The 17,530-nt window shown below is 66.6% G+C and carries 8 protein-coding genes and 1 pseudogene; 4 read left to right on the top strand and 5 right to left on the bottom strand.

The genetic code is table 11. The annotated features are described in order from the left end of the window. Nucleotides 1–5: 5 nt before the first annotated feature. Both ICC28_RS16725 and ICC28_RS16730 read right to left on the bottom strand, forming a co-directional pair. On the bottom strand, nucleotides 6–6,581 hold the full coding sequence (locus ICC28_RS16725; RefSeq protein WP_317454029.1) for a polymorphic toxin-type HINT domain-containing protein: 6,576 nt from the start codon (nucleotides 6,579–6,581) through the stop codon (nucleotides 6–8). A 477-nt stretch (nucleotides 6,582–7,058) separates the two neighbouring features. Next, on the bottom strand, nucleotides 7,059–10,775 hold the full coding sequence (locus ICC28_RS16730) for a LamG domain-containing protein (RefSeq protein WP_317454030.1): 3,717 nt from the start codon (nucleotides 10,773–10,775) through the stop codon (nucleotides 7,059–7,061). A gap of 369 nt (nucleotides 10,776–11,144) precedes the next feature. Here ICC28_RS16730 and ICC28_RS16735 point away from each other — a divergent pair, with 369 nt between their 5' ends. After that, a complete protein-coding gene (locus ICC28_RS16735) occupies nucleotides 11,145–11,789 on the top strand; it encodes a hypothetical protein (RefSeq protein ID WP_188289361.1) in 645 nt (214 codons plus the stop codon). On the opposite strand, the pseudogene ICC28_RS16740 reads toward ICC28_RS16735, so the two are convergent. Together ICC28_RS16740 and ICC28_RS16745 are read right to left on the bottom strand one after the other, a co-directional pair. Further along, nucleotides 11,781–12,018: pseudogene (locus ICC28_RS16740) on the bottom strand (IS5/IS1182 family transposase); the annotation flags it as partial. The gene ICC28_RS16735 and the pseudogene ICC28_RS16740 overlap by 9 nt on opposite strands. Further along, entirely contained in the window at nucleotides 11,981–12,730 is a 750-nt protein-coding gene (locus ICC28_RS16745) for a pentapeptide repeat-containing protein (protein ID WP_223188960.1), read from the bottom strand. The gene ICC28_RS16745 and the pseudogene ICC28_RS16740, both read right to left, overlap by 38 nt. Before the next feature lie 134 nt (nucleotides 12,731–12,864). Between ICC28_RS16745 and ICC28_RS16750 the strand changes: the two genes are divergently transcribed. Then, a complete protein-coding gene (locus tag ICC28_RS16750; RefSeq protein WP_188289363.1) occupies nucleotides 12,865–14,028 on the top strand; it encodes an FAD-dependent oxidoreductase in 1,164 nt (387 codons plus the stop codon). Between the two features lie 88 nt (nucleotides 14,029–14,116). Beyond that, on the top strand, nucleotides 14,117–15,097 hold the full coding sequence (locus tag ICC28_RS16755) for a zinc-binding dehydrogenase (RefSeq protein ID WP_188289500.1): 981 nt from the start codon (nucleotides 14,117–14,119) through the stop codon (nucleotides 15,095–15,097). Between the two features lie 31 nt (nucleotides 15,098–15,128). On the opposite strand, the gene ICC28_RS16760 is transcribed toward ICC28_RS16755, so the two are convergent. Next, on the bottom strand, nucleotides 15,129–16,535 hold the full coding sequence (locus ICC28_RS16760) for an NAD(P)/FAD-dependent oxidoreductase (protein WP_188289364.1): 1,407 nt from the start codon (nucleotides 16,533–16,535) through the stop codon (nucleotides 15,129–15,131). Nucleotides 16,536–16,597: 62 nt separating this feature from the next. Between ICC28_RS16760 and ICC28_RS16765 the strand changes: the two genes are divergently transcribed. After that, complete coding sequence (locus tag ICC28_RS16765) at nucleotides 16,598–17,521, top strand: aminoglycoside phosphotransferase family protein (RefSeq protein ID WP_223188961.1); 924 nt, start codon at nucleotides 16,598–16,600, stop codon at nucleotides 17,519–17,521. The last annotated feature ends 9 nt before the right edge of the window (nucleotides 17,522–17,530 follow it).

A 17,530-nucleotide genomic window follows, 5' to 3' on the forward strand; every position in this document is an offset into this window, starting at 1 on the left:
CAGAACTAATCCCCATCGTAGACGTCGATACGAATCTGCGTATCCGGGTCAAGACTCCCGTCCCTGATCCTTCTCAGAACCTCGTCCTTGCGGTGATGACCTCCCAGAATCGTGCCATCACGCGAGACGAGGATTCCATCTCCCTCAGCAGCATTGTTGATGCCGTCCAGGAGCTCATCATTACTCAGCTCCTCGTGATACCACTGCGAAGCCGGGTCCCGGGTCTTCTGCCCATCGGTGTACTGGCCGAGATCACCAGCATTTTCGTGACGTGCAGATATTCCCGACCCGCTCGGCCCGCACCCCTTGCCATTGCTGTTGTGAACGAGTACAGGCGTGTCCCCAGCCAGCACATAGTACGCGTGCAAGTCAGCAACGGTGAGATTGTAGGTCACCGCTCGTCGAGTGAAGGCCTTATTGCCCGTAACGATCGCCGTATCGGCGTCGTCGGTGAGCAGTGTCATGCCCACTTTGAGATCACGGGCTTCGACCCAGCGCTTCTCCGAGGGCGACCAGAAGGGGTGCTCGTAAGTCGCTACGAGCTGCTCGACACCACCATCAGTCGCAATGGAGAGTTCGTTGAACTTTTTGTCTTCCTTTGTGCGAATGAGGTTCGTGACCTCACGCGGACCTACCTCACCCGTTTCCGGATCTGCCGCTAGGACCTTGTCGCCGACGCGAACATCTTCGATGTTCTTCGTTTTTCCATCGGCCATGAGCACATCCGTGCCGGCGAGGAAGCACTGACCACAGGTCGGCTTTTTCGTGTTCTTCGGGGTGGGCAGCCTTCCTAGTCCGCTACGCCCACCGACACCCATCTCGCTCATACCGGCGACCACGTTACTTGCGAAGAAATTGAAGAAGAACTCCTTCATAGACGGGCAGCCGGTTGCATGGCACGCGTCGAGGAGCCCCTTCCCCACAACAGTCTGAACATAGGTGTCGTCGGCGTTGTCGATGTAGAAGTCAAGCCCATAGATCGACTTGTTCAACTCTGCGTAGAAGTGCTGAATGAACTGTGCGGTCCCGGACCACTCGGCCGGTATATGAACACCGGGCAGCAGGGTGATGTAGCCGTCGCCGTTCGTGTCGGAATTGCGAGGCCCTTCATCCATCCAGGTGATATTGGTGTCCTTGGCGTTGGTGTTCGCGTGACCGGGGTTCGTCACGCCATCGCCGTTGCTGTCGTTCTTCGGGCAAGGCACATCGAACCCAGGACCGCATGCAATCTTTCGGCCATCGGGGTCGGAGAACGTGGCCGGGTTCTGCATTCCGTAGGAATAGCCGTTCAGCGTCTGGTGCAGATCGAGCTGGAGTACGGGGTCGACGCTGATGAACTGACCGAGGCTAGGGTCGTATTCCCGTGCCCCGATGTGAGTCAGGCCAGTGCTCGCGTCGGCCGACATGCCCAGGAATGCCTTGTCGTCCGGCCACACGCCCGTCACCTGGCCGCGGTTCGCGCCGAAGGGCGTGCTATAGCGCTTGCTCAGGCTCTGGCCGGCGTCGCCGGTGATGGCGACGGTGCTCGTGCCGTGGTGGTCGGCCGCGAGGAAGCTCAGCTTCTGCGTGCCAGTCTCGTTCGTACGCAGGGCAATGCTGGAACCGGCCGCACCGTAGTACCGGTTGGCCCACTTCTTTCCGGTCTTCAGATGCACTTCTGTGGCACCCAGGTAAAGGACTGTTTCACCGCCGGGGGCGTTGTCACGGCGGATGAGCAGAGCGCCGTCGGCGTCGTACACGTAGTTCGTGGATGTGGCTGATGCGTCGTCGGTCAGACGAACCAACTGGTCTTCTTTGCTCCAGTCGAGTGTCTGCGTGACGGTGGCGCCGGCCTTCTTGACGCGCTTCTCCGTGTTGCCCGTGTCGTCGTACGTGTACTGCGGAGCGACGCCGGTGCAGTTCCCGGACGTCGTGGTAGCGCTCAGGGCATGCGGTCGAGTCGAGTCGTAGCAGTAGGTGGTGGTGACTGGGGTGCCCGAGTTCTGGCGTTCGGTCTTTCGCTGGCCGGAAGCGGTGTAGGTGTAACTGGTCCAGTAGGGTGCGGGGCCGCCGAGATTGGCCGTGGTGCGCCCCGCGGGGGAACAGTTGGCGGTCTTGGGCGTCCAGGCTTCGCTCAGGCGACGGTAGGCGTCGTACGTAAAGCACTGGTTGTCGGCGCCCGTGCCCGTGTTCGCGCTGTCGGTGATCGCCGTGACGTTTCCGGCGTCGTCGTAGGTGTACGTCAGGTCCTGGACCGGGCCCCGGGTCTGGTCGTCCACGGCGGCCGTCAGGAGGCGGCGCGTGCCGCTCTCGTAGGTGTTCGTGAGGAAGACCCGCTTGGTTCCTTCGGCCGTTGATGTGCCGAGTTGGAGCTGGGCCGCTTGGCCGAGCGCCGTGTAGTCGGTCGCGAGCAGGTATCCCGAAATACCGGAGAGTCCGGTCTGGAGACCGGAGCTGTTGTAGCGATGGGTGAGTAGTTCGGAAGCAAGGCCCGCGGCTGCGGGTTCTCTGGTGGTCGCTACCGTGCCGTCAAGGCGGTAGTCGGTCTCGAAGGTGGTTGTCGGTGTGACAGCCTCGGAGGTCACCAGCGGGTCGTCTGACGGCAAGGTGAGGCTGATGGCCGTGGGCCGGTACAGGGTGTCGTATGCCGTGACCGCTTTGGTGTAGCGCTTGCCTGTCTTGCCGTTCTCGTACCGGATCGACTCGCTGGGCTGCCCCTTCAGAAGGGTGTCGTAGGTCCAGGCGGCGAGCTGGTTGGCGTCGGTCTGGGCGGTGTGCCACAGGCCGGTCTTGCGGCCGAGTTCGTCGTAGGAGTAGAGGAGAGTGCGGTCTTCGTCGTCTTTCGTGGTCTCGACCTGGTCGAGGGCGGTGTACGTCCTTCTCGTCGTGCCCTTGTCTGGGTCGACGGCCTGCACCTCGCGGCCGAAGAGGTCGTAGGCGTAGGACCACGCGGTCTGGTCGGGGCCGGTGATGGTTTCCGGTTTGCCGTCGCGTGTGTAGGTGTAGCGGACTCTTGTGTAGGGCGTACCGGTGGAGGCGCCGTACGCGGTGTCGTTCGGCTGAGTTCCGGCGTAGGTACGGGTCTCAGACGTACGGCCGAGGTGGTCGAGGATGGTGCGCGTGGCGTTGCCACCCGCTGGTGCGCTGGTTGCGGTCGAGTCCCCTGTGTAGGTGGCCGTGGTTTCCCACTTCTTCACACCTCCGACGAGGAAGGCCGTCTTGGTGGGCCGCCCAGCGCCGTCGTATTGGGTCTCGGTCTGCGCGCCACCGGCGTTGGGAACTTGCGCATAGGTGCCACTGGGGCTCTTGAGATTGTCGTAGACGTCCGTATGGGTCTGGTGGGCCAGACCGCGGCTGTCGTAGCGCGTCTCGGTGAGGATTCGACCACCCAGCGGAGACGGGGCTTGTATCTGGATCGGGCGTAGCTGGGAGTCGTAGAGGGAGTACGTCGTCGAGTAGTTCGTGCCGTCTGCCTTGAGCGTGGCCACGGAAGACCAGGGAGCCGCGTTGCGTGTGAGGCCGTAGTTGTATTTGGCGTTGGGGCTGGCGCCGCCGGACTTGGAACGGTTGGGCAGCCAGGTGGCGGTGATACGGCCGAGGGCGTCGTAAGTGTGCTCAGTGCGCTTGACGTTGGCGTCGAGTACGTAGTTGGTCGTGCCGCGGGCCGGGTTGTAGTTGGTGGTCGTCTGGTGTGACTGGTTGTTGGAGGCGAGCTTGGGTGCTCTGACGACCATGGTGGTGAGCGGTCCGGCGGCGGCTGGGTAGTACGTCGTCGTGGTGCTGTTGCCCTTGGCGTCCGTGACGGTGAGCGGCCGGCCGAGCTTCGCTGCTGTGTTGTCGTAGGTCGTGGTGTTCACGGTCTGCCAGCCGGTGGTGGCCGAAGGATTACGGTCGGCGGTTCCGGAGGCGGCTGGGTAGGCCTTGGCGCGGCCGGTCCAGGTGGCCAGGCCCAGGGACGGCACCTGGCTGGGCGCCCAGCCGGTTGCTGTGGGGTTGTCGTAGACGACGGCGACGTCCGACAGGACATCACCACGGCTGCCGGAGTTCGTCGGCAGCGTGAGGATGTCGTCAGTGTTGGCACAGGGCTTGGAGACGATTCTGTTGCGCGATACGAGACTGGTGAGCCCCTTGGTGGAGTTGCGGGCATACCACGTGCGTGTGCAGGTCTCATCTCCGGTCACGGCCCAGTTGCCATGGTCCTCGACACTGGTCGTCATGCCGTAGGTGGTGTCGTGGGAATACGAGGTGGCGGTGGTTCGCCATTTCTTCTCGACAGTCAGGTAGGTGTGGCTGTAGGTGCGAGCCGTCCTGACGAAGTGAGCTTTGGCGTTGGCGTACGACTTCTGCTGGCTGGCCGTCTGGTGGGACCAGAGGTTGTTGACGGTGGCAGTGATTGCGGTGGAGGCCCCGTTGTAAGTGATCTGCTGGCGCAGTTGGCCGGCATAGCGATCGTGGTCATCCAGGTCGGCAACGTCGAGGTCATCGGTGGTCGTGGTGGAGTCGTTGCTCAGGTCGATGCCCTTGACGACCGCGGTGCGTGTTGTGCCGTCCTTACGCTTGTCGCCGTTCATGCCCTGCATGAACAGCTTCACTGTCTTGGATCTGGTGGTCCCCGGGTCCCCTGTGTAGATGGTGACCTTCTGATAGCCGCGCCAGATGGACCAGGTGCGCTGGTCTTCCTTGGTGAAGGGGTCGTCGCTGTAGTGCCAGCCGGGGGTGGAGTAGTCGTAGGAGAGCTGGGTTCCGGGGTTTCCTGCGGCCGGATCGTTCGTGGTGATGGAGGTGACGCGGTACTTGTGGAACCAGTCCAGACCCGGGTCACCGCCGTTGATGGGCCAGTAGACCGGGTAGCAGGACAGGTTGTTGTTGTCTTCGGCCGCGGGCATGGTTCTGCCGCGGACGCACTCCGGCTCGGAGAGTGTGACGGACGTGATCGCGCCGGTCTCGGATGTGATGGAGGAGATCCTGGGCCGGGTAAGCGGAAGGATGTCGTCACTGGGCGAGTCAACCCGGTTGGGACGCTGTTGGTAGGTGAATTCGATCGGCGGCACGGACAGGGCGGTGCCATTCTTGCCCGTGCGCGTCAGCGACGTGAGCGTGAGGACCTGGTCCGAACTGTTGCCGATGTCCTGACCGTCGAAGAACGCTTGCGACAGGGTGTAGGTGTCGACTGGCTCGAAGGCGTCAGGTTCCGCAGCCCGCGACCAGAAGAAGGTGTCTATGCTGGACAGCCTTTTGCGTGTGAAGAAGGAGGGTCCAGTGGCCTGACAGTCTGTCTCGCTGGCTGAGCAAATGCTGTCGAAGGGCACATCGGGCCAGTTGTCCGCTGTGTCAGCGGTGAGGGACGAGCAGCTGGTGGTGCAGCGTTCCTTGTAGGTGAAGGTGACCTTGTCGGATGCCGGGGCGGTGAACAGCGTCTCGGCTCGCTGACCGTAGAGAATCTCCTTCAGGTAGCCGCCACGGACATACCGAGCGAGCGCCGTCTTGCTGCCGTTCTGCGCATAGTGGTTGCTCTCTGCGGCATACCAATAAGTGGCGGCGTTGCCGTGAACGTCCTGGACCAGGTCGAGGTTCCAGCGCCATGCCTGAGTCTCTACACGGTCCTTGAACTGGGTGCCTTTGCTGTAGCCAGGCTCTCCGCTGTCGTCACCGAAGACCGGCACCGTCCATGCCGAGTTCGTGCGCTCGGTCCCTGCACCGGGAAGCTTGTTCAGGCCGAAGGTGTAAGTGGTGCCATCACTGGTGGTCAGCTGCCAGTGCTCGCCACCCTCGTCGCCATTGTCCGCGCCCGTGAGACGGACGACCTTGGAGGCGTCGTCGTCCTTGAGACGCCACGTTCCACTGCTGTCGTCCTTGACGAGCTCTGTGGCCCTTCCGTTCAGCACGAGTGAGGCGTTGTCGTACTTCCAGCACAGGTCGAATTTGTCGGTCTGTCCGTCGTCGTCACAGGCACCGTACTTGCGCTCGATGTATGAGGAGGTCAGGTCGAAACCCTCGCCCACCAAGGAGCCTTGGTTGTTTGTGTTGGCGGTACGGCCGTCAATGCTGCCGGAGTCGTAGGACAAGGCCAGGGACGGCGCGGGGCCTGCTGCCGCAGGAGGTGTCGTGATCGGGTATGACCAGGTGAACGCGCCGGACGAACCGCCCGCCTCCCAGGTGGAGGAAGCCGCCAGCGAGGTCGCCTTGAAGTCCCCGGCACCTGCGGTGGAAGCAGTCGTTGAGGTGGCCATGAGCGCCATGACCGTCGGCGCGTCGTCCGACGCCGCCGCGATGCTGGTACGTGCGGTAACGGTCTCGGCGTGGACGTCGTTGTCCGTCGAGTTCTCCACCTGGGCGGCCCGGCACCGCTGCTTGCCGGGGGTTGTCAGCACACACGCGGGCAGCGTGACCAGGCCCAGGCGCGAGGACCAGTTTCCGCCCACGGCAGAGGCGAAGGAGCTGTAGTCGACCGTGATCCGCGCAGCGCCGGCCTCTTCGGCCTCGACCGTGAACAGCAGGCCCGTCACTCCGGCTCTGCGAGCCGTCTTCTGATCCAGGACCCTGACCTTCACGTCGCCTGCGGCGCGCGTACGTGCCTGCCGCGAAGACACGCTGGCCTTCACCGCCGTAACGGTGACGGGGCCAGCGTCCGTTCGGGGAGAGCTCGTCAGCTTGCTCTCGGTCACGGACGGCGCGGGCCAAGCCGTGCGGCGCTCGGTGTCCGCCGATGCGATCAAACGTTGGTTGGCCCTCTTCTGCCTGGCTGCATGAGCCCGGGCCGCCTTGGCTCGGGGTGAGTTCACCTCCACCACACGCGTCGGTTCAACTTCGGGGACATCAGGGCGGCCCGGCAACTCTGCGGCTGCGGCCAGCGGGGTGAGCGGTGCCGGGACTGACAGGACAACGGCCAGCAGCACCGTCAGCGCTGCGCGCCGACCTCGAAGGCCTGGGCGGGGCAGGCGAAAAGACACGGGAAGGCTCTCCAGACGAGAAAGGGCAGCCGATGTGTGACTGGAAACGTGGAAGAAAGAGGGCTGAGCGTCTTGCAGGCGGATCGGCTGCCGTCCGCCGCGCATCGAGCCGCGGACGGCAGCCGTTGATCAGTAGCCGACGAGGGTTTCCACTTGGGTGGCGTCTTCTACCGCACCCGCCCACAGCCTGATGTCTGTGATCCGGCCGGGAAGGAAGTGGCTCCAGGCGCTGCTCGACCAGCCCTTGCCGGCCGCGAACTCGCCGCTACCGACAGATGCCGTGTACGCCACCGGGTCGCCTTGAGGACCGCTGCCGACGTAGAGGGTGATGGTGCGCGTGTGGGCGTCGTACGCTCCGACCAGCCCGACCTCAGCATCCAGGACAGCAGTCTCCGTACTGTGCACTGAGGTACCGCTGCCGTCAGCTGTCAGACGGCCGAAGTGCCAGCGTGCCTCCGGCACACTCCGCATCACTTGGTTGCCTTCGTCGTCGAGAACCGGGTAGCCCTCATCGTCGACCACTGGCTCACTGGCCATGCCGGTCTTCTCGACCCACAAGCTCCATGAGGAGCCACTCGCTGTTCGTTGGCCGAGGACTTGAGCACGGTGTCCGATGGGCTTGTCAGCCAAGGCGTCGGACACGACTTCGACCTTCGCCGCCACGGTGAACGAGCCAGTGTCCGACACCAGGGAACGAGAGGCGGTGGCCCCACCGGTAGTTCCGTTGAACACCAGTGCCTCACCATCGAGAGACGCGCCTGAAGACAGGCGCAGCTGATTGCCGTATCCGCTCAGATCCGGCAGAGACGTGCCATCCGCATCGTCAGGCGCGTAGTGGGCCACCAGTTCCGCATACGCCTTGCCATTGGCGTCCTTGAAACTGGCCTCTCTCGCGATCTGCACGGCGCCCTTGGCGGCCTGCCAGACCGACACCTCGTCCACTTCACCGGTGAAGTAGTCGGAGTAGGCACCCTTGTACTTCGCCCGGCCGATCTGCAAGGCGCCACTGGACGACCACGCACCGGTGGTGAGGGTGTCGCTGCCCTGCTTGGCTCCGTTGACGTACAGAGTGAGCGTCTTGGCGGTCGTGTCGACAACCGCAGCCAGATGGGTCCACACCTTGGGCTGCGGAACCTCTGTGGAATCGACACGCTGATTGTCCACGGCAGTGATGGCGCTGTCGGCATCCGACAGACGCAAGCACCATCGGTCGACGTTGGCGCAATATCCCAGGAAGAACGAGCTGGAGTGGCCGCCGTCCTGCCCCAACACCGTCTGAGTGGTGCCGGTGGCGCCCAGTCGCACCCAGGCGGCCACTGTGTACGACGCCTGGGTCTCCAACACCTTCCCGGCTGTGGCCGCGTAGGACTGGCCTCCCAGGTACAAAGCCTTGTCCTCGCCTGTCACGTTGTTCTCCGTGACGACCCCGCGGCGGCCGGTGTCCACCCGGGTGCCACCGTTGATCGTCGCGTCATCGCGGTAACTGGCCTCAGACGCAGAGACATCAACTGCAGCGCCCGCTGGCTCGTTGAAGGTCCACGCGCCAACCGGGCCATCGCTCTCCTTGACCAGGAAGCGCACTGCGTTCTCGCCACCCGGCCGCCCTGCCGCGTCTTTCGCTTGAACGGCCAGCGCCATAGTGCCCGAGTCGATCGGAGTGATCGGTTCTGTGACCGTCGCCCCGGTTATCCAGTCGCCCCACTTGCTGTCGGTGGACAGCTTGTATCGATAGGCGACGTTCGTATCTCCGCTGGCCGGTCCGAAGGTCACCCTGCCCGAAATATTCGGTCCGCCTGCCGGTGTGCAGGATGCGGGTAGACAGGGGCTGTATACGGTGTTGAAGGTGATCGTGGGAGGCTCTGGTCGGGTGCTGTCCACGGTGAAGTAGCAGTACGGTGTCCAGCCGCTCGTCAGCTTGCTGGCTCCCTTGTTGTAATAGGAGCGCGTGACGGCCCGGTAGCGATACTGCTTGTGATCGGCCAGCGTCGCGTTCCAGACCTTGTTCTGGTCGACACCGTCCCCTACGTAACCCGTGACAGGACTCTCTGATCCGGTAGTCGGCTCTTTCGCGTCCGACCACGTTCCGTCCTCGTTCTTCACATCGACATCGAAGTACACGCGCAGGGACGCTCCGCTCTCCCCGCCCGCAGCAGTCTGCGGCGTCGCCGCAAGCTTGGGCTGCGAGTAGGTCCACATCGTTGGGGCGGAGGCATTCTTGGAGCAGATTTCAGTGGTGCCGGCTTCCAGCCCGTACTCTGTGGGCACTGCGGGCTTCCCGACATAGTCCACGACGATCACTGCATCGTCATCGAACCGCTTCCAAGCGATAGGGTCCGACTCGTCTTTCGCCTTCAGCATCAGCGTCAGCGTCGAGAACTTGCCGTCGGCGAACGCCTTCACCGTGGGCGTCAGGTTCTCGTCCGGCTCGTCCGGGTTATCGCGAAACGTGATCGGCGCCCGGGGCTGCGAGGGCGAACAGAGGCTCCCTCGCCCCGCCGACACGTGACGGTCGCCCATCTGGTCCCAGGAATTGTCGGCCTTCGGCCCTCCCGGCCCCGGCCATTTCGAAGACGACGAGATGCCGTCGGTGCGTTCCAAGTCAACCCAACGGGCGTCGCATGAGAAGGACCACGTCTCGGTGACCTCGAAACGTGCGTCCAGAATGTGCTTACCCTTGAGCTTGCCCGGCGTGAACTCGAAATACATGCGGTTCGTGTAAGCACTACCGGAGGTGCAGTAGTAGACGAAGCCGCCGATCACAGCCGAGCTGCACCGGCCCACGCTCATGCCATTGTCGCCGCCGGAGAAGTTGTAGAAGACGTCGCCGTCCGAGGACAGCACCGTACGTTCGGACTCGTTCAACTCCACGGAGGGATCGATGTAGAGCGGCAGTTCTGCGCTAGTGGTCGCGTTGATGAGGCCGCTGTCCGGTGTGACCGTCACCGCAGACGGACTCACGTCGACCTCCATCACAGCCGACTCGTCACCTGACCCAGGGCCTGACAGCGGATCACCCTCGTCCACGGGGCCCGCTGGCCGCATCTCGGGGTCCGCGGGCGCCTCTTCCTGACCGGCCTGAGCGAGCGGCTTCACCATGACCGTTTGAGCACTCGGGCCACTTACTTGCGCGCTTGAGGTCGTGGCACCACCAGCCGAGTTCCACATACGGGCCGACGGCGAGCGGAAGACCACCTGACCATTGCCGTCGACCGCCCCCATGCTGCCTGCGGAACCCTCACGAACCCGCAAACCGGTGACATCCATCGAGTACTCGATCGAGGTCAGTCTGGAATCATTGGCCGCTTCGACAGTCTCGATCTCCAAGACCTGCCGGAAACCCTCCACCGTGGCAGTGAGGATCAGGTTTACGTCCGGGAGCACGTCGTCGTAGATCGCCCGCTGTCCCGCGAGGCGCGGCTCGGGCAACTCGCCCGGCCAGCCCAGGGTCACCGACTTGCCCCCCTCGGCGATGGTCACCAGCTCCTTGCCATCGCCCCCGGGCGAGAAGGTCAGGTCTACCGCTGCAGCCTTCGGCCGAATGATCCTGTCCGCCCCTCGCACCAACGTGGCATCCGGCGCGGTCCAGCCGCCTCCAGGCTTCGCCACCCGCACCGGGACGATCGACTTCTCCAGCGTGAACGTTTCCCCATCGGGGTTGGCGAATACCGTCTCGCGCTCAGTGCGTTCACCGATCACCTCGACTCGTTCGCCGGTCGCGGCCGCATCGAGGTGCGCCTGCTGCGCCTCCGGCAGACCGTCGACCTCCGCAGCGACAGCTGGCGCGACGAGCACGGGCATCGAGCCAAGAAGCGCCAGCACGGCCAACCACGACAGGCTGCGTCGCACGCCTCGGCTGCCTCTTCGAGGCCGCAGCTTCCCGGACGACACGCGTCCACCCCCCCCGTTCACAAGATTCACACAGGTGAGCGAACGAGACAGCAGCCGGTAGTAACTGTCAAGTTACGCGCAGTGTTTAACCCGAGTATGCCTTAAAAGTCGGGTGCTTCGGATTTGCGCCCACTGAAGCCGCTGGTTACTACATGCACTTATCTGGGCGATAAGTAATCTATGCAGGATTCTGACTGCCTGAACGCATAGCGACGCGACCACTCCCCATGAAATAGCCGTATGCTCCCACCACCATGAGGAGAGGTTGAAGAGATGCGGTGGAGAACTGGAAACCGGCGGACGCGCGCCCTGGCCGGAGCGGGAACAGTGGCCATGCTCATCGCTGGCTGCGGATCAGAGCAGGACAATTCCAACGATGCGCCTGCAGCAGCCAAGGTGCGCCCTAGCAATACATCGGTCGCCACGGAAAGCGTGGTTAGTGATCGCGTATTGAACATACCAGACATCAAACAGCTCATGCCGAACACAGAAAACCTGCCCGGCTGGAAAATGATCAGCAGAAGGGCTACGAAGAACCGGATTCTGTGCGACGGAGTTTTCGCAAATTCCTGCAAGGGTACAGTGGGTCTCGGCTATTCCGATTTCACGCACGGAAAGGCCACACCCGAGAAATTTGCACGTATCAGCTTCAACGTTTATTCTTGCCGCAACGAGCTGGCCGCAAAGAAACTCTACGGCGAATTGCCCTTGGATGGCGGAAAGCTAAGCACTGGCCCTGAAGGTATCGGGGACCAGCAGGCCGCCGCACGGGGGAAAGCTGGCGAGGTCACAACCGTTCAGAGCAAAGTACGAGTCAATAACACGGTCATATGGGTTTATGTCACGGGCTCGGAGCAGACCGCCACCGTTGAACGTCTCGACGCCGGAGTGCGGTTGCTCTATGAGCGGGTACGGCAGGCCAAGCAAGGCATCACGCCTATAGTCAGTGAGCCTTTTCCAACCTCACTCTGAGCTGGCCGGATGAAGGGTGAGGGCGGCCTGGACGAGGCTGGTGATCCGGGTGGTCGAGCACCGCAATTCGCGAAGGATGCGTGAGGGCTTGAGGTACGGCGACGGCCTGCTCGACGAGGGCCCGGATCTTTGCGTGAGACCGGTTCACCGCTGTCTGGCCCGCAGAGGGAGCCTCCCGCCGCCCACCCCCGTCACCCCTCCACCCTGATCCCCAACTCCCCCGCCAACACAGCCGCCAGCTCCACCAGTTGCCCCGTACTGATCACCGCCCCCGCCAACCGGTCCACCCCGCGCGCGATGTCCAGCTCCGCCACTCCCCGCAGGTCGACGTCCGTCAGCGTGACCCCGGTCAGATCCACCCGCTTCAGCGCGCAGTCGGCGAACTCGACCCGTTCCAGCCGCGCCCCACCGAAGTCCGGCTCGACAAGCACGCACCCCTCAAAGACAACGTCCCGGAGCCGGGCCCCTCGCAGGTTCAGGTAGTCGATCTTGCCGCCGCGGACCACCACCCGCTCCAGCACGGCACCGTGCAACTGCGCCCCGCCCAGCCGGGCGTCGACGACCTCCACGTCCCGCAACGTCGCCTCGGACAGGTCGGTGCCCACCCCCCGAATCCCGGTGAGCACCGAGTCCAGGACGCGCGCATGACGCAGCCGCGTCTCGTCGACCGCGCAGCCCGTCAGCGCGCAGTCCATGAAGCGCGCGCCCCCGCCGTCCTGCCCCGCGAGGTCCCGCTCGCGGAACTCCAGGCCGTCGTAGTCCCCGTCCGGCTCCAGATCACCCCCGTACGGCTCCAGCGGCGGCAGCCGCAGCTCCGGGCGCCGCGCCGCCTTCACCCTCGCGCCACTGCCACCGCCGTCACCTCTGCCACCACCGCCACCGCCGCCACCACCGCTGCCACCGCTGCTGCCACCGCTGCCGTTCGACCTCGTAGTCGCCATGCCCCCCATGCTGCACCCCAGCACCGACAACGCCCGCCCAACGCCCTGACCTGCAAAAACACACCCCATGTCACACCCCGCCCCCACAACGCGTCGTATGGACACGAGGCACCCCATCCCAAGGGAGACCAGCCATGCACCGCATCACCGTCATCGGCGGCGGCTTCGCCGGACTCACCGCCGCCGTGACCGCCGCCGAGGCGGGCGCCAAGGTCACCGTGTACGAGGCCCACCACACGCTGGGCGGGCGGGCCCGGACCGCCGAGGGCCCGTACCGTACGAACGAGGGCCCGCACGCCCTCTACAGCGGCGGCCCGCACTGGACCTGGCTCAAGCAGCGCGACCTGCTCGGGGAGCTGGCCCCGCTGCCGCCCCTGGAGGCCGCCCGCCTCCGCCTGCGCCACAAGGGCGTACTGCGCCGCACCCCGCCCTTCGCGATGCTCAAGCTGCTGCGCCGCCGCCTGCCCCCGGCCCCCGCCGACGTCGACTTCCTGACCTGGGCGAGCGACATCGCCGGCGAGGAGGGCGCCCGTGCCGCCGCCCACTACTCGGCCGTCGCGCTGTTCCACCACGACCCCGGCTCGCTGTCCGCCGCGTTCGTGCAGGAGCGCCTGCGCCGCGCCACCAAGCTGCCGCCCGAGGCGCACTACCCGCGCGGCGGCTGGGCCTCCGTGATCGACCGGATGGCGAGCCGTGCCTGGAACCTCGGCGTGCGGATGGAGACCCTGTCCCGGGTGACCACCCTGCCGACGGACACGCCGGTCGTCGTCGCCACCTCCCTCGACGCCGCCCGCCGCCTCCTCGGGGACGAGAGCCTGACCTGGCCGAGCGGCCGTACCGCCCTCGTCGACCTCGCCGTACGCACCCGGCGCGGGGACGCGTTCGCCGTGTCCGACCTGGACTCCCCGGGCTGGATCGAGCGGTTCACGGCACAGGACCGGACCCTCGCACCGGCCGGCGAGCAGTTGATCCAGGGTCAGATCCCGCTCGCGCCGGGTGAGTCGAGGGCGGCCGGCGCGGCCCGTGCCGAGGAGCTGCTGGACCTGGCCTTCGAGGGCTGGCGCGAGCGCGTGACCTGGCGGCAGGAGGCGGTCGCGAACGGCCGTACCGGCGCCGTCGACCTGCCCGGCCGCAGTTGGCGGGACCGGCCCGCCATCGACCGCGGCGACGGTGTGTATCTCGCGGGCGACCAGGTCGCCGCCCCCGGTGTGCTCTCGGAGGTCTCCTTCAACAGTGCGCTCACGGCGGTGTCGTTGGCGCTCGGCCGGAAGCCGGCCCTTGACCTCAAGCATGCTTGAGGTTGAAGAGTGGACGGCGCACGGCAACCGCAACCGCACCAGCACCAGCACCAGCACCAGCACCAGCACCAGCGATGGGGGATCCCTGATGCACGCCATCCGTCTGCACGCCTTCGGACCGACCGAGAACCTCACCTACGAAGAGACAGAAGACCCGCTGCCCGGGCCCGGCCAGGTCCGTATCGCCGTCGCCGCGGCCGGTGTCCACCTCCTCGACACCGCGCTCCGCGAGGGCATGCAGGGCCCGGCACCGGCGCCCACCGTCCTGCCCACCGTTCCCGGACGCGAGGTCGCTGGCGTGGTCGAGTCCCTCGGCAAGGGCGTCGACGGCCGGTGGCTCGGGAAGAATGTGGTCGCCCACCTCGGCTTCGCGCCCGGCGGCTACGCCGAACTCGCCGTCACCGACGTCGAACGCCTCCACGAACTCCCGGAGAACCTCGACTTCGCCGAGGCGGTCGCCATGATCGGCACGGGGCGTACGACGATGGGGATCCTGCAGTTCGCCGAGCTCGGCCCTGACTCGGTCGCCGTGATCCCGGCCGCGGCAGGCGGCATCGGCACCCTCCTCGTGCAGTACGCCAAGAACGCCGGCGCCACCGTCGTAGGGCTGGCCGGCGGGCCCGGGAAGACCGCCCGCGTCCTGGCGAACGGCGCCGACTTCGCCGTCGACTACAAGGACCCGGACTGGCCCGGGAAGGTCCGCGCCCACCTCGGCGGTCGGGCCGCCACCGTGGTCTTCGACGGCGTCGGCGGCAGCGTCGCACGGGAGGCCGTCGCCCTGCTCGGACCCGGCGGCAGGCACATCGTCTTCGGCTGGTCCGGCGAAGGGCTGCACGACGGCGAGCCCTACCTCGTCGAGGGAGTCTCCGAGCAGGTACTCGGCCCCGTGATGCTGAGCCGGGCGGGCGGCGCCAATCCCGTACGCACCCTGGAACTCCGCGCCCTCGCCGAAGCCGCCGCCGGCCGCCTCACCCCGGCCGTGCAGCGCTTCCCGCTCGCCGAGGCCGCCGCCGCACACCGGGCGCTGGAGAACCGGGGTACGACGGGCAAGGTGGTCCTGGAGCCGTAACGGACCACAAGAAGCAGACCGCGCCCCCTCCTCAGTGCCGCCCCGCCACCCGGTCCGCCGCCCGCGCCAACCGCGAAGACTCCGCCGACCGTCCCGCCGACTCCCGCCGGTCGGCGGCGCGGTACACGGCGTACAGGCCCTGCACCCCCAGCCAGCGCAGCGGCTCCGGCTCCCACTTGCGCACCTTGTGGCCGACCCACGGCAGGTCGGTCAACTCGGTGCGTCCGCCCTGCCCGGAGTCCAGCTGGACCAGGTCCCGCAGGGTGCGGGCCGCCAGGTTCGCCGTGGCCACCCCCGACCCGACGTAACCTCCCGCCCACCCGAGCCCCGTCGACCGGTCCAGCGTCACCGTCGCGCACCAGTCCCGCGGCACTCCGAGCACCCCCGACCAGGCGTGCGCGACCCGCACCCCGGCCAGTGGGGGAAAGAACGCCAGCAGGATCTCCCGCAGGGCGGCGATCGTCGCGTCCTGCGTCCGCCCGTCGTTGTCGGTCCGCGATCCGAAGCGGTACGGAACTCCCCGGCCGCCCAGGGCGATCCGCCCGTCCGCGGTCCGCTGGGCGTACATGTACGCGTGGGCCATGTCCCCGAGCGTCTCCCGCCCGTCCCAGCCCAGCGCCTCCCACTGCGCGTCGGTCAGCGGCTCCGTCGCGATCATCGACGAGTTCATCGGCAGCCAGGTCCGCCTCTCGCCCCGGAGCGCCGCCGTGAATCCCTCCGTGCAGCGCAGGATGTAGGGGGCGCGGACCACCCCGTACGGTGTCACCGCGTGCTTGGGACGGATCTCCGTCACCGGTGTCCGCTCGTGGATCACCACGCCGAGCGCCTCGACCGCCGCCGCTAGGCCCTTGACCAGCTTCACCGGGTGTACCCGCGCCCCGTGCGGCGTCCACGTCGAGCCGACCGCGTCCGCGACCCGGATGCGCTCGGCGGTCTCCCGGGCGCCGTACAGTTCCCGGTCCTTCTCCCCGAACGCCAGCTCCGCCTCGTGGAAGGCCTTCAGCCGCGCCAACTGGGCGGGAGTGCGGGCGACTTCGAGCACCCCGCCCTGGTGGACGTCCGCGTCGATGCCCTCCGCCGCCGCTACGGCGACGACCTCGTCCACCGTGTCGTTCATCGCCCGCTGCAGCGCCACCGCGGCGTCCCGGCCGTGCAGCTTCGCGTACCGGTCGCGTCCCGCGATGCCGTTGTACAGCCAGCCGCCGTTGCGCCCGGACGCGCCGTAGCCGCAGAACTTCTGCTCGAGGACGGTGATCCGGAGGAAGGGGGCGGCCTTCTTCAGGTAGTACGCCGTCCACAGTCCCGTGTATCCGCCGCCGACGACCACGACGTCGGCGGCGGCGTCCCCGGAGAGCGGTTCCCGCACCGCGGGGAGGCCGTCGTCCGCGTACCAGAAGGAGATGCCGCCGTTGACGACATCGCTGCCCGAGCTGCTCATGGCCGGGACGTTAACCGGTGCGGGCGGCCGCTGTCTCCTTCGGATTCCGCGGTTTTATTCGCATGCGGTACGGCCCTGGCGTCGTTATCGTCCGATGCGTGATCGACGTTCCGGAAGCCCTGGCCACAGCGCAGTCGGAGTACAACGGGGCGGCGGGCCGCGCCTTCGTGGCCGGTCTGCCGGAGCTGACGGCGGAGTTCGTCCGGCGCTGGGACCTGGTGATCGACGGCCCGCCGATGCACGGCGTCGCCGCCCTCGTCGTCCCCGTCGTCCGCGCGGACGGCATCCCGGCCGTCCTCAAGCTCCAGCTCCTCGACGAGGAGAGCCGGGGCGAGCCGGTCGCGCTGCGCCTGTGGAACGGCGACGGGGCGGTACGGCTCCTCGACCACGACCCGGCCACCCACACGATGCTCCTCGAACGCCTGGACGAGCGGCGGATGCTCGCGCACCTGCCCGACACCCACGAGGCCGTCCTGATCATCGCCCGTCTGCTGGCCCACCTCACCGCGGGCCCCGCCCCCGACGGCATGCGCCGCCTCGGTGACATCGCGCGGGACATGCTGGAGCGGACGCCCCGGGCGCTGGACCGCGTACCGGACCCGGAGGCCCGCGCCATCGTCGCCGACTGCGCGGCCGCCGTACGGGAGGTCGTCGACGAGCCCGGCGACCGCCTCCTGCACTGGGACCTGCACAACGAGAACGTCCTCGCCTCCGACCGCGCCCCCTGGCTCGCCATCGACCCCAAGCCACTGGCCGGGGACCCCGGCTTCGAACTGTGGCCCGCCCTCTACAACCACTACGACCCCGACGACGTCCGCTGGCGCTTCGACGCCATGACGGACGTCCTCGCCCTGGACCGCGGCCGGGCCCTCGCCTGGACCCTGGGCCGCCTCCTCCAGAACTGCCTGTGGGACATCGAGGACGGACGCCCCCTGGACCCCGACCAGCTCGAAATGGCCCGGCGCCTGCGCGGCCGACGGAGTTAACCTCCCCGC

Source organism: Streptomyces sp. TRM68416, from assembly GCF_014596915.1.
Taxonomy (GTDB): Bacteria; Actinomycetota; Actinomycetes; order Streptomycetales; family Streptomycetaceae; genus Streptomyces.

Coding starts and splice junctions, on each gene's coding strand:
- ICC28_RS16750 (WP_188289363.1), top strand. CDS start 12,865: ATGCACCGCATCACCGTCATCGGCGGCGGCTTCGCCGGACTCACCGCC.
- ICC28_RS16765 (WP_223188961.1), top strand. CDS start 16,598: ATGCGGTACGGCCCTGGCGTCGTTATCGTCCGATGCGTGATCGACGTT.
- ICC28_RS16760 (WP_188289364.1), bottom strand. CDS start 16,535: ATGAGCAGCTCGGGCAGCGATGTCGTCAACGGCGGCATCTCCTTCTGG.
- ICC28_RS16745 (WP_223188960.1), bottom strand. CDS start 12,730: ATGGCGACTACGAGGTCGAACGGCAGCGGTGGCAGCAGCGGTGGCAGC.
- ICC28_RS16755 (WP_188289500.1), top strand. CDS start 14,117: ATGCACGCCATCCGTCTGCACGCCTTCGGACCGACCGAGAACCTCACC.